This is a genomic window from Streptomyces sp. NBC_00569 (genome assembly GCF_036345255.1).
Classification (GTDB): domain Bacteria; phylum Actinomycetota; class Actinomycetes; order Streptomycetales; family Streptomycetaceae; genus Streptomyces.
In genome coordinates this window covers 8,544,595-8,567,607 of record NZ_CP107783.1, presented here as the reverse complement: position 1 = coordinate 8,567,607, position 23,013 = coordinate 8,544,595, and the positions used below count along the sequence as shown (strand labels likewise).

Annotated in this window: 18 protein-coding genes and 5 pseudogenes; 14 read left to right on the top strand and 9 right to left on the bottom strand. The window is 71.1% G+C overall.

Translation table 11 applies throughout. The features are described from left to right. Positions 1 to 8 precede the first annotated feature (8 nt). From OHO83_RS38615 to OHO83_RS38605, 3 genes are all read left to right on the top strand, one after another. Entirely contained in the window at positions 9 to 653 is a 645-nt protein-coding gene (locus OHO83_RS38615) for a DUF305 domain-containing protein (protein ID WP_266667475.1), read from the top strand. A gap of 96 nt (positions 654 to 749) precedes the next feature. Beyond that, entirely contained in the window at positions 750 to 2,099 is a 1,350-nt protein-coding gene (locus tag OHO83_RS38610) for an FAD-dependent oxidoreductase (protein WP_266667477.1), read from the top strand. A gap of 160 nt (positions 2,100 to 2,259) precedes the next feature. Continuing rightward, the gene (locus OHO83_RS38605; RefSeq protein WP_266667479.1) at positions 2,260 to 3,621 is read left to right on the top strand and encodes a nucleobase:cation symporter-2 family protein; all 1,362 of its coding nucleotides are present in this window, start codon (positions 2,260 to 2,262) and stop codon (positions 3,619 to 3,621) included. Here the strand turns inward: OHO83_RS38605 and OHO83_RS38600 are convergent. After that, complete coding sequence (locus OHO83_RS38600) at positions 3,577 to 3,966, bottom strand: ArsR/SmtB family transcription factor (RefSeq protein WP_266667481.1); 390 nt, start codon at positions 3,964 to 3,966, stop codon at positions 3,577 to 3,579. The genes OHO83_RS38605 and OHO83_RS38600 overlap by 45 nt on opposite strands. A 165-nt stretch (positions 3,967 to 4,131) precedes the next feature. Here OHO83_RS38600 and OHO83_RS38595 point away from each other — a divergent pair, with 165 nt between their 5' ends. Continuing rightward, a complete protein-coding gene (locus tag OHO83_RS38595; RefSeq protein WP_266667483.1) occupies positions 4,132 to 5,211 on the top strand; it encodes an NADH:flavin oxidoreductase/NADH oxidase in 1,080 nt (359 codons plus the stop codon). A gap of 50 nt (positions 5,212 to 5,261) precedes the next feature. On the opposite strand, the gene OHO83_RS38590 is transcribed toward OHO83_RS38595, so the two are convergent. From OHO83_RS38590 to OHO83_RS38580, 3 genes are all read right to left on the bottom strand, one after another. Next, the gene (locus tag OHO83_RS38590) at positions 5,262 to 5,516 is read right to left on the bottom strand and encodes a type B 50S ribosomal protein L31 (RefSeq protein ID WP_116500281.1); all 255 of its coding nucleotides are present in this window, start codon (positions 5,514 to 5,516) and stop codon (positions 5,262 to 5,264) included. Between the two features lie 136 nt (positions 5,517 to 5,652). Further along, complete coding sequence (locus OHO83_RS38585) at positions 5,653 to 7,200, bottom strand: M81 family metallopeptidase (RefSeq protein ID WP_330280547.1); 1,548 nt, start codon at positions 7,198 to 7,200, stop codon at positions 5,653 to 5,655. Then, positions 7,197 to 7,595, bottom strand: a complete 399-nt coding sequence (locus tag OHO83_RS38580; protein ID WP_443066106.1) for an ROK family protein — start codon at positions 7,593 to 7,595, stop codon at positions 7,197 to 7,199. The genes OHO83_RS38585 and OHO83_RS38580 overlap by 4 nt, the downstream gene beginning before the upstream one ends. 254 nt (positions 7,596 to 7,849) lie before the next feature. Here OHO83_RS38580 and OHO83_RS38575 point away from each other — a divergent pair. The 5 genes and pseudogenes from OHO83_RS38575 to OHO83_RS38555 form a co-directional block, all read left to right on the top strand. Next, positions 7,850 to 8,032, top strand: a pseudogene (locus tag OHO83_RS38575) (ABC transporter permease subunit); the annotation flags it as partial. A 260-nt stretch (positions 8,033 to 8,292) separates the two neighbouring features. After that, positions 8,293 to 9,381: a WD40/YVTN/BNR-like repeat-containing protein gene (locus tag OHO83_RS38570; protein WP_266667488.1), complete on the top strand. Its 1,089-nt coding sequence runs from the start codon at positions 8,293 to 8,295 to the stop codon at positions 9,379 to 9,381. Between the two features lie 34 nt (positions 9,382 to 9,415). After that, a complete protein-coding gene (locus OHO83_RS38565) occupies positions 9,416 to 10,093 on the top strand; it encodes a uracil-DNA glycosylase (RefSeq protein ID WP_266667490.1) in 678 nt (225 codons plus the stop codon). Next, positions 10,090 to 11,142: an N-acetylglucosamine kinase gene (locus OHO83_RS38560; protein ID WP_330280545.1), complete on the top strand. Its 1,053-nt coding sequence runs from the start codon at positions 10,090 to 10,092 to the stop codon at positions 11,140 to 11,142. Before OHO83_RS38565 ends, OHO83_RS38560 begins: the two co-directional genes overlap by 4 nt. Positions 11,143 to 11,274: 132 nt before the next feature. Next, positions 11,275 to 12,225: a sirohydrochlorin chelatase gene (locus OHO83_RS38555; RefSeq protein ID WP_330280544.1), complete on the top strand. Its 951-nt coding sequence runs from the start codon at positions 11,275 to 11,277 to the stop codon at positions 12,223 to 12,225. An 83-nt stretch (positions 12,226 to 12,308) separates the two neighbouring features. Here the strand turns inward: OHO83_RS38555 and OHO83_RS38550 are convergent, their stop codons facing one another. The 3 genes and pseudogenes from OHO83_RS38550 to OHO83_RS38540 all read right to left on the bottom strand — a co-directional run. Continuing rightward, positions 12,309 to 13,349 carry a lactonase family protein gene (locus OHO83_RS38550; protein WP_405602550.1) on the bottom strand — a complete coding sequence of 347 codons (1,041 nt, stop codon included), beginning with the start codon at positions 13,347 to 13,349 and terminating at the stop codon, positions 12,309 to 12,311. 158 nt (positions 13,350 to 13,507) lie between these two features. Continuing rightward, positions 13,508 to 14,887, bottom strand: coding sequence for a nitric oxide synthase oxygenase (locus OHO83_RS38545; RefSeq protein ID WP_266667494.1), 1,380 nt, complete (start codon positions 14,885 to 14,887; stop codon positions 13,508 to 13,510). 300 nt (positions 14,888 to 15,187) lie between these two features. After that, positions 15,188 to 16,339 (bottom strand): annotated as a pseudogene (locus OHO83_RS38540) (FUSC family protein); the annotation flags it as partial. An 84-nt stretch (positions 16,340 to 16,423) separates the two neighbouring features. Here OHO83_RS38540 and OHO83_RS38535 point away from each other — a divergent pair. Continuing rightward, the gene (locus OHO83_RS38535; protein ID WP_330280543.1) at positions 16,424 to 17,581 is read left to right on the top strand and encodes a tyrosine-type recombinase/integrase; all 1,158 of its coding nucleotides are present in this window, start codon (positions 16,424 to 16,426) and stop codon (positions 17,579 to 17,581) included. A gap of 26 nt (positions 17,582 to 17,607) precedes the next feature. Here OHO83_RS38535 and OHO83_RS38530 read toward each other — a convergent pair whose 3' ends face one another. Both OHO83_RS38530 and OHO83_RS38525 read right to left on the bottom strand, forming a co-directional pair. Next, positions 17,608 to 19,119 (bottom strand): FUSC family protein, encoded by a 1,512-nt coding sequence (locus tag OHO83_RS38530; protein WP_330280542.1) that lies wholly within the window; start codon positions 19,117 to 19,119, stop codon positions 17,608 to 17,610. Positions 19,120 to 19,515: 396 nt separating this feature from the next. Beyond that, positions 19,516 to 20,158, bottom strand: a pseudogene (locus OHO83_RS38525) (DNA-methyltransferase); the annotation flags it as partial. A gap of 624 nt (positions 20,159 to 20,782) precedes the next feature. On the opposite strand from OHO83_RS38525, the pseudogene OHO83_RS47100 reads away from it, so the two are divergent. From OHO83_RS47100 to OHO83_RS38510, 4 genes and pseudogenes are all read left to right on the top strand, one after another. Beyond that, a pseudogene (locus OHO83_RS47100) lies at positions 20,783 to 21,371 on the top strand (C40 family peptidase); the annotation flags it as partial. Between the two features lie 71 nt (positions 21,372 to 21,442). Beyond that, positions 21,443 to 21,922, top strand: a pseudogene (locus OHO83_RS47095) (C40 family peptidase); the annotation flags it as partial. Positions 21,923 to 22,004: 82 nt separating this feature from the next. Continuing rightward, a complete protein-coding gene (locus OHO83_RS38515; protein WP_330280833.1) occupies positions 22,005 to 22,304 on the top strand; it encodes a DUF6112 family protein in 300 nt (99 codons plus the stop codon). Next, complete coding sequence (locus OHO83_RS38510) at positions 22,304 to 22,990, top strand: hypothetical protein (RefSeq protein WP_330280540.1); 687 nt, start codon at positions 22,304 to 22,306, stop codon at positions 22,988 to 22,990. The genes OHO83_RS38515 and OHO83_RS38510 overlap by 1 nt, the downstream gene beginning before the upstream one ends. Positions 22,991 to 23,013: the final 23 nt, after the last annotated feature.

The following is a 23,013-nucleotide window of genomic DNA, read 5'->3' as shown; positions in this document are numbered from 1 at the left end:
TACTCGTCATGAAAGTTGTTCTGCCGTTGACGGTCGCGGTCGCCGCCCTCGTACTCGGCGGCTGTGACACGGCGTCGGACGGTGAGGGCGCCGACGCCAACTCCCGTGCTCAGCCGGGGCCTTCGGTGATCGCGCCGGGCAAGCCGGGCGAGGGCGCCGAGACGCTGTCGGCCGAGGACGCCCAGAAGCGCAAGCCGGACGACAGCCCCAACTCGGCCGACTTCAGCTACGCGCAGATGATGATCGCGCATCACACACAGGCCCTCCGGATGACCGAACTCGCCCCGAAGCGAGCCGAGTCGGGCCAGGTCAAGCGCCTCGCGGAGCGCATCGCCGCGGCGCAGGGCCCGGAGGTCGGAGCCATGGAGGGCTGGCTCAACACCCAGGGCAGAGAACGCGAGAGCGGCGGGCACCACGGGCACGAGGCGATGCCGGGGATGGCGACCGAGGCACAGCTAAAGACGTTGCGCACGGCGCACGGCGCGGCCTTCGACGAGCTCTTCCTGAAGCTCATGATCACGCATCACACCGGGGCGGTCACCATGGCGACGGACGTGCTGTCCGAGGGGAACAACGTCCAGATCGAAGAGATGGCGAACGACGTGATCGCACAGCAGACGGCCGAGATCGGGCGCATGCGGAAGATGTCGTGACGCCCGGCGGGTGAGCTCCCGTGCGCGTCACACCCTCCCGGACCGGCCCCCTCGGTGTCATGCTGGAAGTCCGTCGGCCTGCGGAAGGAGTCCGCCGTGCTGCGCGTCGCCGTTGTGGGGTCGGGGCCGAGCGGGGTGTACACCGCGCAGAGCCTGGTCCAGCAGGAGCGGGTCCCGGACGTCCACGTGGACGTCCTCGACCGGCTCCCCTGCCCGTACGGCCTGGTGCGCTACGGCGTGGCACCGGACCACGAGAAGATCAAGTCGCTGCAGAACAATCTGCGCACGGTCCTGGAGCACGAGCGCGTCCGCTTCGTCGGCGGCGTCGAGATCGGCCCCGGCCTGCCTCCCGACCGGCTCCTGGAGATGTACCACGCGGTCGTGTACTGCGTGGGGGCCGCCACCGACCGCCATCTGGGCGTACCGGGCGAGGATCTTCCGGGCAGCTGGTCGGCGACCGACTTCGTCTCCTGGTACAGCGCGCACCCGGACGCGGCGGCGGAGGCGTTCGTGCGGGGCGTGGAGTCGGCCGTCGTCATCGGCGTGGGCAACGTCGCCGTGGACGTCACCCGGATCCTGGCCCGCGGCGCGGCCGAGCTGGCGCCCACCGACATGCCGCAGGCGGCGCTCGGCGCCCTGGCCGACAGCCGGGTGCGGGACGTGCACATGGTGGGGCGGCGCGGTCCTTCGCAGGCACGCTTCACGACCAAGGAGCTGCGTGAGCTCGGCACGCTTCCCGGGGTCGAAGTGGTCGTGGATCCGGCCGAGTTGGCGCTCGATCCCGCCTATGCCGACCCGTCGGCGCTGCCGGCGGCGAACCGGCGGAACGTCGAGGTGCTGCGCGGCTGGGCCGAGCGCCCGTCGCCGGGTCTCCCCCGCCGCATCCATCTGCGTTTCTTCCAGCGGCCGGTGGCGCTCCTGGAGGGGGCGGCGGGCCGGGTGTCGGGCGTGCGGTTCGAGCACACCGCGCCGGACGGCTCGGGCGGTGTGAGCGGCACCGGCCGCTTCGACGACATCGACGCGCAGCTCGTCCTGCGGTCGGTGGGATACCGCGGAGTGCCCCTGGACGGCCTGCCGTTCGACGAGGCCACCGCGACCGTGCCGCATCGCGAGGGGCGCGTCCTGCGGGCGGGCGAGGTCTCGCCCGGCGAGTACGTCGCGGGCTGGATCAAGCGCGGCCCGACGGGCGTGATCGGCACCAATCGCCCGTGCGCCAAGGAGACCGCGCAGTCACTGCTCGACGACGCCGCCGCGCTGACCGTCCGGGACGTTCCCGGTGACGCGCTTCCCGGGCTTCGCGCGGCGGGCTGCGCGGCCGTCGAGTGGCCCGGGTGGCTTGCGATCGAGCGCGCGGAGGCGGAGCTGGGCCGCTCCCTGGGGCGCGGCCCGGTGAAGATCCCGGACTGGGCGGGCCTGCTGGCGGCGGCCCGCGACGGGACGACGTAGCGCCTGAGCAGCGATGCGCGCCGACGCAGGGCGCCGGGAAGCGCGACACGTCCCGGCAACAGACGCGAAATCAACAAATCGTTCAAGTCCCTTACGGTCTCGTGCTGTCCACCCCGCCCCCGCACCCACGTTCGCGTTCCGACATCCCCTTGGAGTGCCCATGGCAGCCCCGGCCGCCCCACCGCCCGTCCACCCCGTCGACGAGGTGCCGCCCGTGCGGCACCTGGCCGCCTTCGGCCTTCAGCACGTGCTCGCCATGTACGCGGGCGCGGTGGCCGTGCCGCTGATCGTCGGCGGGGCGATGAAGCTGTCGCCCGCCGACCTCGCGTACCTCATCACGGCGGATCTGCTGGTGTGCGGCATCGCTACGCTGATCCAGTGCGTCGGGGTATGGCGGTTCGGCGTCCGGCTGCCGATCGTCCAGGGCTGTACGTTCGCCGCCGTCTCGCCGATGGTGATCATCGGCACGACGGGCGGCGGGCTTCCCGCGATCTACGGGGCGGTGATCGTCGCCGGGCTCGCGATGACGCTGCTCGCGCCGGTCTTCGGCCGGCTGCTGCGCTTCTTCCCGCCGCTGGTCACCGGCACGGTCATCCTGATCATCGGCGTCTCGCTGCTGCCGGTGGCGGGCAACTGGGTCGCGGGCGGCGCGGGTTCGAAGGACTTCGGCGCCCCGAAGAACGTCGCGCTGGCGGCGTTCGTCCTCGTGGTGGTCCTCGCGGTGCAGCGCTTCGCGCCGCCGTTCCTGAGCCGCGTCGCCGTGCTCGTCGGCATCGTCGTCGGCACGGCCGTCGCCGTGCCCACCGGTTTCACGGACTTCGGCGGTGTCGCGGACGCGCACTGGGTGGGGATCAGCACGCCGTTCCACTTCGGTACGCCGACGTTCCACGGCGCGGCGATCGTGTCGATGCTGATCGTGGCCCTCGTGACGATGACCGAGACCACGGGCGACTTCATCGCGGTGGGCGAGATGACGGGGCGGCCCGTCCAGCCGCGCTCACTGGCGGACGGCCTGCGCGCGGACGGCCTCTCCACGGTCCTCGGCGGCGTGTTCAACACCTTCCCGTACACCGCGTTCGCGCAGAACGTCGGGCTTGTGGGCATGACGCGGGTGCGCAGCCGCTGGGTCGTCGCCACGGCCGGCGGCATACTGGTGCTGCTCGGCCTGCTCCCCAAGCTGGGCGCGGTCGTCGCCGCGATCCCGGCACCGGTGCTCGGCGGCGCGGGCCTGGTCATGTTCGGCACGGTCGCGGCGAGCGGCGTGCGGACGCTGGCCCGGGTCGACTTCGCCGGCACCCACAACCTGACGGTCGTCGCCGTGTCGGTGGCGATCGGGGTGCTTCCGGTGGGTGTGCCCGGGATCTACGCCAAGTTCCCCGACTGGTTCCAGACGGTCATGGACAGCGGGATCAGCGCGGGCTGCATCACGGCGATCACACTCAACCTGCTGTTCAACCACCTTCCGGGGAGCGGGAATTCAGCCCCCGAGGCCGTCGGCACCGTCGGATCCCCCGCCACCTAGCCGGTCGTCCTGCCGGGCGGCCGCCGCGAGGACGCTGTCGAGAAGGCCGGGGAAGAGCAGGTCCAGGTCGGCGCGGCGCAGCACGCTCATCTTGGCGGTGCCCCGGTAGATCTGCCGGATCACACCGCTCTCGCGCAGGACGCGGAAGTGGTGCGTGGTGGTCGACTTCGTGACCGGGAGGACGAAGTGCGAACAGGAGAGCTCGCTGTCCTCGCCCTCCTCCGCCAGCTCCCGCACCACCCGCAGGCGCATCGGGTCGGCGAGCGCGTGCAGCACCGACTCCAGGCGGATCTCGTCACGCGTGGGGTGAGCAAGCGCCCTGCTGCTCGGTGCGGCGGTCGTCACGGCGGCTCCACTTCGTTCGGCCCGGTGTGCGGACGGGGGTGGCGGATGCGTTGCGGTTGCGTCAGGCCCATTGTACGAGACCCGTCGTAGTTTGACAGGTGCCGTACTACGATGTCTATCGTACGAGGACCCGCCACGCCCGCCGTGAACGTAGAGGAGTCTGCCGTGAGCGCGCTGTTCGAGCCCTACACCCTTCGGTCGCTGACCATTCCCAACCGGGTCTGGATGCCGCCGATGTGCCAGTACAGCGCCGCCCCCGAGGGCCCGGACACCGGCGCCCCGAACGACTGGCACTTCGCGCACTACGCGGCCCGCGCCGCCGGCGGTACGGGCCTCGTCATCGTCGAGGCCACCGGCGTCAGCCCCGAGGGCCGCATCAGCCCGTACGACCTCGGGATCTGGAACGACACGCAGGTCGAGGCGTTCCGCCGGATCACCGCCTTCCTCAAGGCGCACGGCACCGTCCCGGGCATCCAGCTCGGGCACGCGGGCCGCAAGGCGTCGACCGACCGCCCCTGGAAGGGCGGCGGCCCCGTCGGAGCCGACGCGCACGGCTGGGAGTCGGTCGCGCCGAGCCCGCTCGCCTTCGACGACCGGCACCCCGCCCCGGCCGAGCTCACCGTGGAGGGGATCCGCGAGATCGTCGCCCAGTTCGCCGAGGGCGCCCGTCGCGCCCTGGACGCGGGCTTCGAGGTCGCCGAGATCCACGGCGCGCACGGCTACCTGATCGGCCAGTTCCTCTCGCCGCACTCCAACGTCCGCACGGACGAGTACGGCGGCTCCTTCGACAACCGGGTGCGCTTCGCCCTCGAGGTCGTCGACGCGGTCCGCGCCGTGTGGCCCGACGACAAGCCGCTCTTCTTCCGTGTCTCCGCCACCGACTGGCTGGAGGAGAAGGGCTGGACGCCCGAGGAGACCGTGCGCCTCGCCACCCTCCTCAAGGAGCACGGCGTCGATCTGCTCGACGTCTCGACCGGCGGCAACGCGTCCGGTGTGCGCATCCCGGTCGGCCCCGGCTACCAGGTCCCCTTCGCCGCGCGCGTGAAGGCCGAGACGGAGCTGGCCGTGGCCGCCGTCGGCCTCATCACCGAGGTGGAGCAGGCCGAGAAGATCCTCGCCAACGGCGAGGCCGACGCCGTCCTGCTCGGCCGTGAGCTGCTGCGCAGCCCGTCGTGGGCGCGCTCGGCGGCGCGCGAGCTCGGCGCGGACGTGCACGTGCCGGACCAGTACCTGCGCTCGGTCTGATCCCCGGCGGTACGGCGGTCAGGGAGGCGGGCGCTCGGGCAGCCGGCCGGTCAGCCCTTGTCCTGCTCGCCGTACCGCTTCTCGAACTTGGCGACCTGCCCCTCGGCGTCGACCACCCGCGCCTTGCCCGTGTAGAAGGGGTGCGACTCGGAGGAGATCTCCACGTCGACGACGGGGTAGGTCTCGCCGTCGTCCCACTCGATCGTCTCTTCGCTGGCGGCCGTCGAGCGGGTCAGAAAGGCATAGCCCGCCGACCGGTCACGGAACACCACGGGGCCGTAGGCGGGCTGTTTGTCCTGCTGCATCGGGTCTCCTTCAGCGCGCGGTTCGGCGCACCGGCTCGTCGACGGCCGGTACGGGCCTCTCAAGCCTCACCCGGAAGCGGCCACTCCGCGACTCCGTCCGCTGCCGGTTCGCCGAAGCGCGCCGTCCCAGGCGCGCCTACAGGAGGGTGGCCGTGAGGTCGGGGCCCGGCCCGTGCGCGTACGCGTCGTCGTCGAACGGGTACAGCGGCCGCTCGACCCGGTGGTGGCCCAGGCGCAGGAGGTCCTGGTCGACGCCGCCCGGGGTGAGGGCGAGCAGCCAGTCGGCGGCCATGTCGTGGAGTTCGGGCTCCAGGTAGCCGATCTTGACGACGACCAGGTCGTACGTGCGCGGGTCGACGCCGAGGCCGCCCTCCGCGGGGCCCATGAAGTCGGCGAGCGTGTGGAACGGTTTGCGGCGCTCCACGAGGACGACGGTGAGTCCGCCGACGCGCACGGCCGCCATGTCGACGCCGCGGTCGTACGCGCCGCCCTCGGCCCGGTCCTTCTGCTCGGTGGCGCGCTGCAACGCCGTGACGGTGCCGGTGAGTTCGTACGGTCCGCCGTGACCGGCGTCGACCTTGCCGCCGACGCTGAGGGTGACCTCGGCACCCACTCCCGCCTCGAAGCAGCGGGCCACCGCGACCGGGTCGGTGATGCCGGGGTGCACCGCCGTGACGCGGCCCGTGCGGATGGCGTCGTCGGCGAGGAGCTTGCCCAGCATGTACGCGAGGTCACCGGCGCCGCCCGCGGTCGGGTTGTCGCCGGAGTCACTGATGAGGAACGGGCGCTTGTCGGAGGCGACCGCCTTCTCGATGCACTCCTCGGCGCTGCCGGTCGGGCCGACGAAGACGAAGTCCCTGCGGGCGTCCCAGAAGCGCCGGGCGAGCTGCTCGGCCTCACCGGCGGCGAGTCGGGCGTCGTCGCCGGTGACGACGATGGCGGCCTTGCAGCGCGGCTCGTCGGCCCAGGCGTAGCCGACCCACATCGCCGCGTCGAGGATGCCGTCCTTCCGCTCGATGTCGGCGAGCGAGGCGTAGAGGGACTTGGCGGGTTCGAGGCGGGTGCTGGTCTTCTCGCCGGGCAGCAGGACCGGAACCTGGACCCAGGCGCGGTGCGGGCGGGTGCCCTCGCGCAGGCAGCGTACGAGGTTGCGGGCGGCGCGCTCGCGCGTGTCCCAGGCGTCCTCGTGCGGGGCGAGGCGGTGGGCCGTGAGCAGGTCGCAGGGGTCGGCGAAGCGACGCGAGACATTGCCGTGCAGGTCCATCGCGGCCGACAGCAGCGGGCGGGTGCCGTGCGCGTCGAGGGCGGCGCGGACCGCGTCCGTCAGGTCGCCCTCGGCGTCGGTGAGGCCGATGACGCTCATGGCGCCGTGGATGTCGTAGACCATGCCGTCGAGGGGGCCCGCCTCGCGTATGCGGCTGACGAGTTCGTCCTTGAGGACCAGGTACGACTCCGCCTCGACCGGGCCGCCGGGCAGCGAGGTCGCGTGCAGCAGCGGCACCCACTCGACCACGTCGGCGAGATCGGAGTCGGGCCGGGTCCAGGTGTAGCGGTCGAGGAGTTCCTGGCCGCGGGTCTGGCGGAAGTCGTCCGTGGTGGAGCGGTGCGGGCAGAACGTGGAGGACTCGATGCAGATGCCGCCGATGCCGATGCGCAGGCGGCGTGCGGGGACCGTGCTCGTCATGCTGAGGCGCTCTCTTCCTGGGGGACGGGTGCGGTGGGGAGGTTGTGGCGCAGCGCGGTGAGGCCCGCGCCGAGCAGTCCTGCGTCGGGGCCCGTGACCGTCGTGGTGATCTCCAGGTCCGCGGTCGCGAGCGGCAGGCAGCGCTCGTACAGGACTCCGCGGACGGCGGCGACCGGCGGTTCGGCGGCGGCGAGCGCCACGGCCTGCGGGTTGAAGAAGTTCACGACCACGGACAGGACCGTGCCGATGTGCCGGCCTGCGGTGCGGACGAGGGTGGTGGACTGCGGGTCGCCGTCGGCGACGAGCTGGAGGAGCTCGGTGGTGGAGGCCACCTCGACGCCCTGCCGCCACGAGTACCTGCACCCGCAGCGAGACGGTGAAGGGGCGAGGCCCAGCTCCCGTGCGAGATCGGCCCGGGAGGTGGTGGCACCCGAGGAGAACAGGTGCAGGATGTGCTGCGCCGACCCCGGTTCACCCTGCGATGTGTCGGACAGACCGCCCTCTTGATTGCTCGGCTGCTTGGTTGTCTGCTTCAGAGCGTGGGGTTCGATGAGCTTGTTCGGCGCGTCGGTTCGATGTGTTTCTTCGATAGCTGATCAAACCCTAGACCGAGCCGAACCAAGATGGCCATACCTTCGAAACGACGCACGGATCACGCCTCCCGACGCTGTTCAGCGGCGCTCTCGTCGTCGAGTCGATGGTCAACTACCCGGGCATGGGGCTGCTGTTCCGGAACGCGGCCCAGGGCTCCGACTTCCCCGTGCTCCTCGTCGTGACCCTCGTCGTCGGCATCGCCACGGTCCTCGGCTCGCCGCTCACCGACATCCTGTAAGCCGTCCTCGGCCGCCGGATCCGGAGCGTGGCATGAGTACGTCCGCCGGCCTTCCCGCCCGGCCGGGAGGTCGAGCCGCCGGTCGCGGCGCCGCGTGGGGCCGGCCACCAGATGGCCTGTCACTTCCCGCTGCCCGTGCCGGAGGAAGCCGCCGCCCAGCCGGTGTGACCTGCGGCGATGCCGTCTCCGGGGGTGACTGTCAGTGGTCGGGTGCAGACTGAGCCGTACCTGAGACAAAGGCGTCCTCGGAGGTGTCCGGCATGACTGAAGTGCTGCTGACGGTTGGCACGCGCAAGGGGCTTTTCATCGGCCGCAGGCGGGGCGGCGGCGCGTGGGAGTTCGACGAAGGCCCGTACTTCAACTCCCAGGCCGTGTATTCGGTGGCGATCGATACACGGGGCGGTGTCCCGCGGCTCCTCGCGGGCGGTGACAGCGCGCACTTCGGCCCGTCGGTCTTCCACTCCGACGACCTGGGGCATACGTGGACGGAGCCGTCGCACCCCGCCGTCAAGTTCCCCAAGGACACGGGGGCCTCGCTGGAGCGCGTGTGGCAGCTGCACCCGGCCGCCGCCGAGCGGGACGTGGTGTACGCGGGCACCGAGCCGGCGGCGCTCTACCGCTCGGAGGACCGGGGCGAGACGTTCGACCTGGTGCGCCCGCTGTGGGAGCACCCGACGCGGTCGAAGTGGGTCCCCGGCGGCGGTGGCGAGGGCCTCCACACGGTGGTCACCGATCCGCGTGACGCGCGGGCGGTGACGGTCGCGGTGTCCACGGCCGGGGTGTTCCGCACGCGGGACGGCGGACAGAGTTGGGACCCCGCCAACTCCGGGGTCTCGGCTGTCTTCCTGCCGGATCCGAACCCCGAGTTCGGCCAGTGCGTCCACAAGGTGACGCAGGACGCGGCCGACCCGGACCGCCTCTACCTCCAGAACCACTGGGGCGTGTACCGCAGCGACGACGGCGGTACCCGGTGGAACGACATCGGGGCGGGTCTCCCCTCGACGTTCGGCTTCGCCGCCGTCGCGCATCCGCACCGCGGGGACACGGCGTACGTGTTCCCGATCAACGCCGACTCGGACCGCGTGCCCGCGGAGCGGCACTGCCGCGTCTTCCGTACGGAGGACGCGGGCAGGAGCTGGGAACCGCTGACGGCGGGTCTCCCGCAGGGCGATCACTACGGGACGGTGTTGCGCGACGCGATGTGCACGGACGACTCCGACCCGGCGGGCGTCTACTTCGGCAATCGCAACGGCGAGGTGTACGCGTCGGCCGACGACGGGGACAGCTGGCGGCAGTTGGCCTCCCATCTGCCGGACGTGCTGTGTGTGCGAGCGGCCGTGGTCGGTTGATCGGCCCGTCCGTCACGGCAGTAGGGTGACGCCCGTGGCACCACGACCCTTGCACGAAATCGTAGAAGCCGGCTGGGCCAAGGCCCTCGAACCCGTCGCGGGACAGATCACCGCCATGGGCGAGTTCCTGCGCACGGAGATCGCCGCGGGACGCACCTACCTCCCGGCCGGGGCGAACGTGCTGCGCGCGTTCCAGCAGCCGTTCGACGAGGTGCGGGTCCTGATCGTCGGCCAGGACCCCTACCCCACGCCGGGACATGCCGTCGGACTCTCGTTCTCGGTCGCGCCCGAGGTGCGGCCACTGCCCGGCAGCCTCATCAACATCTATCGCGAACTGAACACGGACCTGGGCCTGCCCCAGCCGTCGAACGGTGACCTCACGCCCTGGACGCAGCAGGGGGTGCTCCTGCTGAACAGGGCACTCACCACGGCCCCCCGCCGCCCCGCCGCACACCGCGGCAAGGGCTGGGAAGAGGTGACCGAGCAGGCGATCAGGGCGCTTGCCGCGCGCGGCCGTCCGCTCGTGTCCGTCCTGTGGGGCCGCGACGCCCGCAATCTGCGGCCCCTCCTCGGCGACCTGCCGTCCGTGGAGTCCGCGCACCCCTCCCCCATGTCGGCCGACCGCGGTTTCTTCGGCTCGCGCCCGTTCAGCCGGGCCAACGACCTCCTGGCGCGGCAGGGCGGGCAGCCGGTGGACTGGCGGCTGCCGTGACGCGCGGGCCCGCCGCTGCCGAGCCCGGTCCGGGCCACGGCGGGGACGATCCCGCGGGCCCGGGGTGGGTCCTCGGCGTCGACTCCGGCGGTTCCGGTCTGCGCGTGGCGCTCGCCTCGGCCGGGGATCTCACCCGTCCCTGGACGACGGTGTCCCGCGAGCCCGTGCGGACCGGTGCGGCGGGCATCGACGCCGGGCATCTGCTCGAACAGATGCTTCCGATGGCCCGGGAGCTGCTCGCCCGCGTCGGCGACCGCGGCCCTGGCGTGCCGCGGCTGGCAGCGGTCGCCGTCGGCGCGGCTGGCATGGCCACGCTCGGCGACGGACTGCGGGCCGAACTCCCGGGCGCCCTCGCGGCCGAACTGGGCGTACGGCGGCTCGCGTTGGCCGCGGACGGTGTCACCGCCTACGCGGGCGCGCTCGGCCAGCGGCCCGGCGCGGTCGTCGCCGCGGGCACGGGCATGATCGCGCTCGGTACGGACCTCACCTCCTGGCACCGGGCCGACGGCTGGGGGCACCTCCTCGGCGACTGCGGTGGCGGTGCGTGGATCGGGCGTGCGGGCCTGGACGCGGCGATGCGCGCGCACGACGGGCGCCGCGGGGGTTCCGCCGCGCTGCTCGCCCTCGCCGAGGAGCGGTTCGGCCCGGCGGCCGGACTTCCGGCCCGGATCTACCCGCGCACGGACCGTCCCGCCGTCCTCGCCGCCTTCGCCCCAGACGTGGCCCGCGCCGCACTCGACGACTCCGTCGCCGCCGGCATCCTGCGCGAGGCGGCCGGACATATCGCCGCGGCGGCGGCCGCGGTGTGCCCGACAGGTGACGGCAGTGAAGTGGCGCTCACCGGCGGCCTGTTCAAGATGGGCGAGCCACTGCTCGCCCCGCTCCGCGCCGAGCTCGCGGAGCAACTCCCGTACGCCGACGCGGTGTCGGCGACCGGCGACCCTCTGCACGGTGCGCTGGTGATCGCCGCCGCGCTCGCCGTCGACGGTCTGCGCCTGCCGTGCGACGGCCGCCTCCTCCACGTCCCACAGGAGGCCGTCGACCGCTGACGGAGGCCCTTGCGCCCCTTCTGACCTGGACAGTTGAGCCATTCGTAACCGAAAGGATAAATACGGACGGATACCGCTCAGCTGCCCCCTCCCCGAACAAGGGAGACCCGTGAGCCAGTAGCATGCGGCGGCATGAGCTCCCCCACTGGGCCTGCATCCGGCCTGCCTGTACGAATGCCGCGACCCCGTCAGCCCGGTCGGCACCGCCGCCCGGAACCCGTGGCCGCTCCCGAGGGCGCACCCGCACTCGTCCTCGCGGTGCCCGGCGCGCCCAGCAACGCCTCGCGCAGCCTCGCCGAAGAGGTAGTCAGCATCGCCCGCTCCGAGCTGCCGGGCCTCGACGCCCGCATCGGATACCTCGACGGTGACGACTCTGAGGCCGCCGAGGCCTCGGCGTTCGCCGAGTTCCCCTCCCTGCGGGCCGTGCTCTCGCGCGCCGCGAAGGAGCGCACCGCCCGTTTCGAGCAGGCCCGTGCCGCGGGCGCCGACGTCGCGGAGCCCGACGGACCGGTCGCCGTGGTCGTGCCCCTGCTCGCGGGCCCGGACAGCGCGCTCACGCGCCGCATCCGCCAGGCCGTGATCGACAGCCGTACGGCCGCCGAGCTGACGGACGTCCTCGGCCCGCACCCGCTGCTCGCGGAGGGCCTGCACGTGCGTCTGTCGGAGGCGGGCCTGGCCCGCGCCGACCGCGCCCGGCTGTTCACGGTGGCGACCGCCGCCGACGGCATCATCCTCGCCTCGGTCGGCGGCGACGAGGCCGTCCAGGCGGCCGGGATCACCGGCATGCTCCTGGCCGCGCGCCTCGCGGTGCCGGTCATGGCGGCCGCGCTCGACGAGGAGGGCGCCATCGCGGTGACCGCCGAGCAGCTGCGCGGATCCGGCTCGCAGCAGCTGGCACTCGCCCCGTACCTGATCGGCCCGGAGATAGACGCCAGCCTCCTCGAGGCGGCGGCGAACGAGGCGGGCTGCGCCTCCGCCGAGTCGCTGGGCGCCTACCCGGCGATCGGCAAGCTGGCCCTGTCGAAGTACACGACGGCGCTGGGTATCGCCCCGCAGCAGCCGCAGGGCGCGCCGGTCCTCTAGCGGACCCGGACCGCACAGGCACCCGGCGACGGGCCCGAACCCCGGTGGGGTCGGGCCCGTCGCCGTACCCGCTGGGGAACGTCTCAGCCGAAGATCACGCAGGACGCGGCGGGCGCCTCGATGGAGCCGCTGCGACGCGGGAGGCCGGTCTCGGGGTCGACGGAGAACCACGTCACGTCGCCGGACCGCTCGTTCGCCGCGTACAGGAATCGGCCCGAGGGGTGCAGGGCCAGGTCGCGCGGCCAGTCGCCGCCGCAGGAGACGGTGGCGCGCAGCGTCGGCCGGTCCCCGGTGGCGTCGAGAGCGAGGACGGAGATGACGTTCGCGCCGCGTGTGGCGGCCCACAGGAAGCGCCCGTCGGGCGATACGACGGCCTCGGAGGGGAACGCGTCGCCGTGCGGCGCGTCCGGCAGCACGGGGATCTCGCCGAGCGGCTGCAGGGCGCCGCCGTCGGCGTCCCAGTGGCAGACGGTGAGGGTCGGCGTGAGCTCGTTCAGGATGTACGCGCGGTCGCCGCGCGGGTGGAACGCGAGGTGACGCGGTCCCGAGCCGGGCCGCAGCGCGACCTCGCGGTGCACGTCCAGGCGCCCGCCCCGCATCGAGCAGACCCGCACGGAGTCGGTGCCCAGGTCCACGCTGACGGCCCAGCGGCCGCTGGGGTCCGGCGTCACCTGGTGGGTGTGCGGGCCCTGCTGGCGCTTGGGATGCGTGCCCGAACCCTCGTGACGCAGCACGTCGACCGACCCGCCGTCGAGGGTGCCGTCGGCGCGCAGCCGTACCGAAGTGACGCTGCCGGAACCGTAGTTGGCGGTGAGTACATGACCTTCGTACAGGGCGAGGTGGGTGGGGCCCGAACCGCGCACGGACACGCCGCGCCCGGCGGGTTCGGGCTTGCCGTCCCCGGTACGGAACGCTGCGACGGCCCCCTCGGCGGTCTCGCTCACCGCGTAGAGGATGTCGCGCGCGGGCGAGAGCGCGAGATACGAGGGGTCGGGAAGCGAGTCGACGGCACTGAGCACGGTGAGTGAGCCGCTGTCCATGTGGACGGACGCGGTGAGGATCCCGGAGCCTCCCGCGGCGGTGAAGGATCCGATGTACGCCCGTCCGCCCTGCCTGTCACCCACACGAATCCCCTTGCACCGCGTGCACGGTGAGCCCGGTGCTCCCCGTTCGTGCGGCCGACGGTAGCAGCGGGCCCAGGGCGTGGATCCGGCGACCGACGACAACGCGGCAGATGTGCGTGCAAGATCCCGCGGACCCGGCCCGATCCGGACGAAGGGCCCTAGACCAGGAAGTCGCCGGACGCCCTGGCGAGTGCCTCGGGATGCTGTACGTACGCCGGCGTGCGCTCCGTGGTGTCGTACGTGCGGTGGAAGACGGGGGTGGCCGAGCCGGAGATCGGCGGCACGATCCAGGACCAGTCGGCGCCGACCGTGCGGCCCTTGCGCTCCTCACGGTCGAGGTGGGTGAGGAAGCGGCGGGACTCGGTGTGATGGTCCGTGACGGTGACGCCGGCGCGGTCGAAGGAGTACAGGACGGCGCGGTTCAGTTCGACGAGGGCGCGGTCCTTCCACAGGGAGCGGTCGCTGGTGGTGTCGAGGCCGAGGCGTTCCGCGATACGCGGCAGGAGGTCGTAGCGGTCGGTGTCGGCGAGGTTGCGGGCACCTATCTCGGTGCCCATGTACCAGCCGTTGAAGGGGGCGGCCTGGTAGCAGATCCCGCCGATCTCCAGGCACATCGTGGACAGGGCGGGCACGGCGTGCCAGCGCAGGCGCAGCCCGGCCCACCAGTCGTGGTCCTCGTGCTCGATGGGGACCTCGAGGACCGCGTCGGGCGGCAGGTCGAAGCAGCGCGGTTTGTCGTCGGTGCCCTGGACGATCAGGGGCAGTACGTCGAAGGGGGTGCCGTCGCCGCCGCGCCAGCCGAGGCGCCGGGCGAGCGCGGTGAGGCCCTCGTTGCGCGGGTCGCCGACGACACGGCCGTCGCGCTGCACGTACCCCGCGTACCGGATGAGCTGTTCGTTCCAGATGCGCGGTCCGGGGCGGTCCGGCGCGTCGGGTGCGAAGACGGTGATCAGGGGGCGGATGCGGCCGCCCTGGGAGGCCCCGCGCAGATGGTCGGCGCAGGCGGCCGCGATGTCTTCGGCGGCGGTGAGGTGGCGGCGGTCACGGACGTGCAGGGAGTTCCAGTAGAGGCGGCCGATGCAGCGGTTGGCGTTCCGCCAGGCGACGCGGGCCCCGAAGGTGAGCTCGCGCTCGGTGTGGCCATACGTTCCTGACTCCGCGATCTCGGCGTATGCCTCCGCGAGGCGGGGGGCCGGGTCGCCGAGGCGCTCCTCGGCGTGGTGGGCGCGGATGAAGTCGGAGGCCGCGGGCCAGAGTTCCGGGGTGCGGGGTGCTGGATCACGGGGGCCGGGTGTGCGCGGGTGGCCGATTCCGGCGGCGGCGGAAGGGTGACGGCGGGTGGCGGCTTCCGGGCAGCGATCGTGCCGTTCCTGGAAGCCTGCGCCCCAGCCGACGGCGCCGTCTCCGCTCGCGACTCCGCCCCGCGCCGCCCCTCTGTCCCACGCCGTGCCTTCGCCCCGGGCCGCGCCTCCGTCTCTTGCCTCGGCTCGGTCCAGCCAGCCGGCGGGACCGTCGGTTCGCTGTGGTGTATCGGGCATGGCGCACTCCCAGGGGGTCCCCGGCCGCGGGCCCTCCCGCGGGGCCGCGCACTCCGTGCGTCCACATGATGCCGCTGCGTCACCCGTCCGGGGGCCGATCCGTCGTCTACGTGACAGGCAAACCCGCCCCGGGCCGCACCCGGCCGTCCACCTCGCGCGGCATTTCCGCAGGTAGGACCAGTGACGTAGGGCCGCGACCGTGCGCGCGATCAGACCCCACCCCGTGGAGAGCGCGAAGAGCACTGCAGGGGCGCGAAATATCCAGCGCGCGCCCTCTCGCCAGGCCGGAGCGGCGAGGACTCAGGCGCCGACCGCGACCCGGTTGGATCCGCGCAGCGGGACGGCGAGTTCGAGCAGTGCCTGCTCCAAGGCGTGGAGATGGGCCAGCACGGGTTCGCCCTCGACGAGCTGCGGCTCCGCGGCGGATGCGGTCCGGCGGCGCTGCCCGCTCGCCGGGGCGTCGGTGAGCGCCTCGACGGCGGTCTCCACGCGCCAGCAGGCCGCGGCGAGCCGGGCGTCGTGCGAGGCCTCCGGGTCGGCGACGACCGAGGCGAGCCCGCGCACCTCGCGCGCACAGTCGTCGAGCAGCGCGAGTACGTGCCGGGCCCGGCCCATCCGCGCCCGCATCGGGCTGAACGGATGCACCAGCGGCGCGAGCGAGAGCCGCACCCTGCCGAGGATCGACTCCAGTTCGGCCACGCGCCGGGCCGGGTCGGCCGTCGGCGAGCCCGCGAGCCGGGCGGCGGCCTCGGCGGTGCAGGCGTGCACACAGCGCAGCGCCCGCTCGACCCACGCGTCGGTGACGGAGTGCGTGGTCACCGGCAGCACGAGCAGCACCGCGAGCACGGCGCCGAGCGCCCCGACGGCGGTCTCGCCGACCCGAAGGGCGAGCAGTGCCGGGTCGAGCACGCCGAGCAGGCCGTACAGCATGCTCGCCATCACGGTGACGGCGAGCATCATCCACGTGTACGAGACAGCGGCGGTGTAGAAGATCCCGAACACGCTGAGCGCGACGATCACGGCGGCCGCGACCGGCTCGTCGTGCAGCGGCACGGCCACCACGAAGCCGAGCACGATCCCCAGCACCGTGCCGAGGAACCGCCGGAACCCGCGCACCACGGTCTCCCCGCGGGACGTCGTGTTCACGAACACCCACCACGTGGCACCCACGGCCCAGTACCACCGCTGGTCGGACAGCACCTGACCGGCGGCGAGCGCGAAGCCGGCGCCCACGGTCGCCTGCACGGCCTGCCGCGTCGTGATGCGCGCGAGCCGGCTCCCGCCGGTGGGCGCCGCCACCGCCGCGGGCGCCGGCAGCCGGCGCTCGTAGCACCACAGGCCGAACCGCACGACGGACGCGGCGGCCAGCGAGAGGAGTACGGCCGCGTACAGCTCGGGGAGCTGGTCCGGCACGGTGTGCAGGAACTGCGCGGCGAAGAAGGTCATGAAAGCTGCTCGTTAGGCGCGGCCGCAGGTCAGCGCCATACTGACGCCCCCGGGGTCAGCAAAAGGTCAGCATGAGTACGGAGTCAGCACGTGGCCACCAAGACCCTCGCACGCGGGATGGGCAGCTTCTTCAAGGAGTGCGATTGCAAGGCACCGACCCGGTGCCTGCACCCCTACAAGATCCGCTACAGGGACGCGTTCGGCAAGCAACGTGAGGAGTCGGGCTACGCCACACAGGACAAGGCGACGACCCGGCTCACGGAGATGTACCAGGCGAAGAAGGGAGCAGCGAAGGCAGGCCCCTCCGACGGAGAGAGGATCGCCGTCCAGACTCTTGAGGACTTCGCGTCCAACTGGATTCGGCACCGAGCACGCGGGCTCACGGACAATAGCGTCGAAAGCTACGAGCGGGCTCTGACGGTGCACATATTCCCCCGCCTGGGGTCACGCAAGATCGGCACCTTCACAGCCGACACCGTGGACGACTTCGTCGCCGACATGGCCCTCGACGGCATCGGCAGCGCGGCGCAGATGACCGCGTACAAAGTTCTGCGTCTGGCGATCAACTCGGCGCGGCTTCGCGGTGCCCTGGGCCTAGACCCGTTCATGGACGCCACTCCCCCGGACTACCGGCGCAAGGACATCCTCATCCCGTCCCTGGAGGAGCTCAACCTCATCAGGCAGCACGCACACGACGAAGACTTGCGCCTCGTAGTGGAAATGATGTCGTCATGTGGCCTACGAAACGGTGAGGCACACGCCACCAACATCAACGGGCTCGTCGCCGACGATGTCTACCGCATCAGTAATCAGATTCATGGGCGCCAGCGAATACCAGCACCGCTCAAGCACCGCAGCTGGGGAGAATTCCGCGAGACGCCACTGCCCGCAAAGACGCGAGCATTCTTGCTGCAATACGCGGAGACTCACGCCGCCGATGATCACGGGTACCTACTGACCAATGGCGGACGGGGAGGAGCCGGCGTCGGCGGCAGCCCGTACTACTGCGGAAATGCGTTTCGCAGTAAGTGGCGGAAGGTTCTGCGCTCAGCGGGTATCAAGGTGCCCTACACGATGTACGGCCTTCGCCACTTCTTCGCTTCCAATTGCCTCAGCATGGGCATCCCGATCACGGATGTCGCCGAATGGATGGGCCACAAGTCCATCGAGGTGACCTACCGCAGCTACCGGCACCTGATGCCGTCCTCTATCGGGAGGGCCGCGAGGCTGCTCAACACAGGTATCTGACCGATGCGCTGCACAGCCTCGTCGGCTCAGGCGCTCGACGAAACCTGACGGGTCCTGCGCAGGGGGACAGCGAGTTCAAGCAAAGCGTGCTCCAGGGCCTGGAGGTGGGCGAGCACGGGCTCGGCGCCTGTAGGTTCGGGAGCCGCCGCATCGTCGACGCGGACGCGCCGACGGACGGTCGGCGCGTCGGTAAGCGCCTCGACTGCGGCCTCTACCCGCCAGCAGGCAGCAGCAAGCCGCGCGTCGTGAGAGGCCTCCGGGTCGGCTGCTACCGACGCGAGCCCGCGCACCTCACGCGCGCAGTCGTCGAGCAGCGCGAGCACCTGCCGAGCGCGCTTCTTGCGCGCCCGCATCGGGCTGAAGGGATGCACGAGCGGCGTGAGCGACAGCCGCACCCGCCCCAGGATCGCGTCCAACTCCGCCACGAGCGGGACTGGATCGGCGTCCGCGCTTCCGGCGAGCCGTGCCGCGGTCTCAGCCGTGCAGGCGTGCACACAGTGCAGCGCACGCTCGACCCATGCGTCGGTCACCGAGTGCGTGGTCACCGGAAGCACGAACAGCACTGCCAGCACAGCTCCGAGCGCGCCGACCGCCGTCTCGCTTACCCGTAGTGCAAGTAGCCCCGTGTCGAGCACCCCGAGCAGCCCGTACAGCATGCTCGCCATCACGGTCACCGCGAACATCATCCACGTATAGGAGACGGCGGCGGTGTAGAAGATCCCGAAGACGCTGAGCGCGATGACTACGGCGGCAATCATCGGCTCATGGTGCAGCGGCACAGCAACTGCGAAGCCCAGCACCACACCCAGCGCTGTTCCCAGGAACCGTCTGAATCCCCGCACCACTGTCTCGCCGCGCGAGGTCGTATTGACGAACACCCACCACGTGGCGCCGACTGCCCAATACCAGCGCTCGTCGGAGAGCACCTGCCCGGCAGCGAGCGCGAACCCGGCTCCCACAGTGGCCTGCACGGCCTGCCGCGTCGTCATCCGACCGAGCCGGTTACCCCCTGTCGGCGCGGGCACCACAGCCGGCCCCGGCATCCGACGCTCGTAGCACCACGCCCCGAACCGCACTGCGGACGACGCAAACAACGACAGAAGCATGGCCCCGTACAGCTCGGGCAGCTGCGCAGGCACAGCGTGCAGAAACTGGGCTGCGAAAAGGGCCATAAAGGCGAACACGCCGAGCGAGTGCCCGCGCGGCCCCCAGCGCCGCGCGTACACCCCCACCCCTACGACAGTGAGGAACAATGCGTCCCGCGCGACAGGCACGTCATGCACCACGGCCGCGAGCGCAAGTACGGGCAACCCCACGACCGGCAGCAGCGCCGTCGTCACCGCCTGCTCACGTACCGTCGCATCCGTCACCGTGAACAGAGCGAGCAGCGCAGTCAGTCCCCCCGCGATGGCCGGCACCAGCGAGTGCCCGACCACTCCGCACAGCGTCACCGCGAGCCCGATCCCCAGCACGGCCCGGCTCGCGAAACGCAGCCGCATCCGACCCGGATCCGCCGCCACGAACACCCTCTTCAGCAATGTGCCCCGCCCCTTCCGTCGGCCGCCGTACGCGCACACGACAATGGCGCCGCGGAGTCCCTTTAAGGACCGCAGCGCCATTGACGCATCCATCTCAGCATCTGTACGACTGTTGGTTCAACAGGGCTCAAACCCCCTATACCAATGGCCCAACACGATCACATATCACTCAGGCACAGCAGTACCAACGGACCACCCCCGGGGCATCTGGACACGCACAGCAGCGAACCCCACCGACCACCTACGTGGTCAGCGCAGCTTCTGCTGCCGAACTCATGCCTTCACTTCCGAACCCTGAACTGGATCTTGGCCTTGACCTCGACCGTGCTGCTGGCCTGATCCAGCGCAGCGTTGAGTCCGGGGGGACTGTCAGAGAACGGCCCTGTCTCATATTCGGTGGTGGTCAAAGAGTTCGATGCCGACGAATTTGCACCCCTCGCGCAGGGCAGCGACGCCGGTGGTCCCGGTGCCGGTGAAGGGGCCGAGGACCGTGCCACCTGGCGGACAGATCTTCACCAGCTCCTGCATCACATCGACGGGCTTCTGCGTGATGTGTACGCGGTCCTTGCTGAGCTGGCTCGCGGAGTAGAGGCCGGGCAGTAGACGGGGTTCCGTTGGCGTCGCCCTGGCCCTCGGCGCCCCAGACGATGTACGCGCAGGACTGCTTGAGGCGGCCCTTCTGCGGACGCGAGACCGGCTTGTGCCAGGACGCGATGTCGCACCAGGTCCAGCCGGTGGCCTGCAGCGCATCGGTCGTGGTCGGCAGCTGCCTCCAGTCCTTGAAGACCAGCGGGGTACCGGACTCGACGGTCGCACGGTAGGACTCGGTGAGCAGGGACGTGAGCCAGACGCCGTAGGACCGCTGATCTCGGTTCTCGCCGGGGAAGTTGGCGAGGTCGTGCTCGGCGTCGGCGGAGGTGTACTTCGCGCGGGCGCTGCGGCCGGTGCGGTCGCTGCTGGTTCGGCCGCCGCTGTTGTAGGGCGGATCGGTGACGAGGGCGTCGACGCTGCTGTCGGGGACGGTGGCGATGGCGGTCAGCGCGTCACCTCAGTGCAGGGTGTACGGCATTGCGCGGTTCTCTCTTTCCGAGCGGTCTCCGTGCGTGTGAATGAGCCAGGCCTAGAGGGCGCGAAGGAAGCCTTCCCGGGCGAGCAAGTGGCTGGAGATTAGCCACCTTTCACGGCCGCACCTAATGACCTGAACGGCGACTGCGCGGTGCGATCAAGTTCGGGTTCGTTTGGCGCGGCCGGAATACGTCCCTACAGTCCAGCCATGTTCGACGAATGGAGCCCGGCTCCGCCCCTGTTGAGCTGTGCCAATACGCGTTGCCGCATCCAGGCGGCGGCACTCTGGCACGACCGAAAGTGCTGCGAAATTGGGCAGGAGCGATTCTCCGTGTGGAGTCTGAGATTACGAAGGCGGCTGGCTGCCGCTCTCCGTTAAGGGCGCCCAGGGGAAGGGTGTTATCTGCTGCCGACCCCCTGGGCCCCTTCTTTCCACGAGTTCCTCAATTCCTGCCCGGCGCGGCGTTGGTGACCTTTCCGACGAGAACGCCAGTGTCGTGCCGCCTACGCGTAAGGAGTTGCTGATGCACCACGCACCGGCACGCCCTTCACCGGGACCCTGCGCTCCGGTCCACTACCCGACGTACGGCCCGCGACGTTGAAGACGGCCGCAGGCATAGTGGGGGTGGTGTTGCTTGGTCCGCCGCTGTTGATTGCGCCGATCGCTGTCGCCGCAGCTGGTGCCGCTGACGCTCAGGCCGCCTGCTCTGATGGTGATACACAGACTGTGGATTCCTCGTCGGTCGCCAAACAGGTGGAGTCGATCCTCAAGGGCGGCGGCAAACGGTTCGCTTCGGTTGCGGGCCTGGACCATCCCACGGAGCAGATCCCGAATGCCAAAACGATCCAGGCCACGGGTGTCGCCATGAAGGTGCCGGCGCGGGGGCAGATCGTTGCCCTGGCCACGGCCCTGCAGGAGTCGGGACTGCGGAACCTGGACTACGGCGACCGGGATTCACTCGGCCTCTTCCAGCAGCGTCCCAGCCAGGGCTGGGGGACGGCCACTCAGGTCCGTGATCCGGTGCAGGCATCGAGGAAGTTCTACGAGGGATTGCTCAGCGTCTCGGGATGGCAGTCCATGACCGTTACGCAGGCCGCGCAGACAGTCCAGCAGAGCGGCTCACCCGATGCCTACGCCAAGTGGCGGCCCCTTGCCACAGCTCTGCAGAAAGCCATCGCCACGTCGCCGTCCAAGAAGTCGGCGTCCGGTAAAAGCGGCTACACGGACGCCAAGGACGGGGAGTCGGACTCTGTGCCTGGCGGGTGCGGCACCGGCGAGGACGAGGCCGCGTTCGGTCCGATCTCCGCCGGCTCCGTCCCCAAGGGCTACAAGATCCCGACCGCCGCTCCGAAGTCTGTGCGCACGGCTATCCGTTGGGGGCTTGGCCAGCTCGGCACTCCATATCAGTGGGGTGGCGAGTGTTCGGATCCGCACGGTCAGGATCCGATGGGCCGCTGCGATTGCTCTTCCCTGATGCAGGCGTCGTACAAAGCCGGTGGGGTCTCGATCTCCCGGACCACGTACACGCAGGTTATGGAGGGCAAGGCCGTCAGCGTGGATGCCCTCAAGCCGGGTGATCTCCTCTTCACCCGCGGCACCGCTGAAGTCCCGGAACACGTCGGGATGTTCATAGGTGACGGCCTGATCCTTCAGGCTCCGCGCACCGGCGACGTGGTCAAGATCTCGACCCTTGCCGCTTGGCGACCGGACGTGCTGGCCGCCCGCCGGATCGTCTGACCGGCGCCTCCCCCTCTCTTCTCGCTCCACCCTCTCCGGGCTCTCGCGCGCCCAAAACCGTACTGGAGTACCAGTGAAGCTCATGCAGCATGCCCAAATCCTGGCGTACAACCCCGGCGTCACCCCGAGTGAGGGGGGCCTGCCCGGACTCGATGTCTTGAAGAAGGTCATTGGCAGCATCAACCTCTTCGGCATCATCGCCGTGGTGGGCGCGCTCGCAATCTCGGCGATCGTCTGGGCCTGGGGCCACCACAGCGGCGGCCACCAGGCGGAGGCCAACGGCAAGAAGGGCACTGTCGTCGCGGCCGGCTGCGCGCTGCTGCTCGGCGCGGCCAACGGCATCGTGGCGTTCTTCTCGGCGATGGGGGCGCAGGTCCGCTGATGCCGAAGAAGCCATTTCCCTCCTCTGGCGAGCGAACGCACCAGGCTCCGGCCTCGGTTCTGCGCCGCGCTGCGATCGGCGGTGTCGGCCTCGCTGTGCTTCTGGCGGTCGCCGGGCTCCTTGCGTACGTCACACGTCCGGAGAGCCCCACTTCGGCCAAGGCCACCCAGGGTCCGCCATCCTCCTCGGCGTCGGCCTCCCCGTCCGCCGCGCCGCACGCAGATTCGGCGGTCGCCGCACCACCGAAGACCAACGATCCGATCGTCTTCAGCAAGTACGCCACCAAGGTCTTGTGGACGTACGACACACGTTCCTCCTCCCAGGCCGAGCACCTGGCCGGCCTCAAACAGTGGATGACCAGCGAGAAGAAGTACGCGGACTGGACGTCCGTCACGGACCGGGTACCCAGCCCGATGCTGTGGTCACGGATGCACGACAACCAGCAGCACACGAGGGCCACGGTCGGCGAGGGCCACTTCCCGCAGGCGTTCAAGACGGCCCTGGCCCAGGATCCCGGCGCGATCACCGAGGCGTACGTCTACGCCGTCACGGTCACCGGCAAGCAGTCCATCGCTTGGAAGGGCTCAGGCGCCGGGGCCGAGTCCCGCTCGACAACGCTCGCTGTGCAGTGCCGACCTCACCAGAACTGTGCCCTGGTCGGGGTCCTGCCGAGCGTCGCGCCGTGATCCACCCCCACAACTCTCGAAAC

Excerpts from the sequence above, each read along its gene's own strand:
- OHO83_RS38615 (WP_266667475.1), top strand. The coding sequence starts at position 9 with ATGAAAGTTGTTCTGCCGTTGACGGTCGCGGTCGCCGCCCTCGTACTC.
- OHO83_RS38605 (WP_266667479.1), top strand. The coding sequence starts at position 2,260 with ATGGCAGCCCCGGCCGCCCCACCGCCCGTCCACCCCGTCGACGAGGTG.
- OHO83_RS38590 (WP_116500281.1), bottom strand. The coding sequence starts at position 5,516 with ATGCAGCAGGACAAACAGCCCGCCTACGGCCCCGTGGTGTTCCGTGAC.
- OHO83_RS38585 (WP_330280547.1), bottom strand. The coding sequence starts at position 7,200 with ATGACGAGCACGGTCCCCGCACGCCGCCTGCGCATCGGCATCGGCGGC.
- OHO83_RS38570 (WP_266667488.1), top strand. The coding sequence starts at position 8,293 with ATGACTGAAGTGCTGCTGACGGTTGGCACGCGCAAGGGGCTTTTCATC.
- OHO83_RS38555 (WP_330280544.1), top strand. The coding sequence starts at position 11,275 with ATGAGCTCCCCCACTGGGCCTGCATCCGGCCTGCCTGTACGAATGCCG.
- OHO83_RS38545 (WP_266667494.1), bottom strand. The coding sequence starts at position 14,887 with ATGCCCGATACACCACAGCGAACCGACGGTCCCGCCGGCTGGCTGGAC.
- OHO83_RS38515 (WP_330280833.1), top strand. The coding sequence starts at position 22,005 with ATGCAGCATGCCCAAATCCTGGCGTACAACCCCGGCGTCACCCCGAGT.
- OHO83_RS38510 (WP_330280540.1), top strand. The coding sequence starts at position 22,304 with ATGCCGAAGAAGCCATTTCCCTCCTCTGGCGAGCGAACGCACCAGGCT.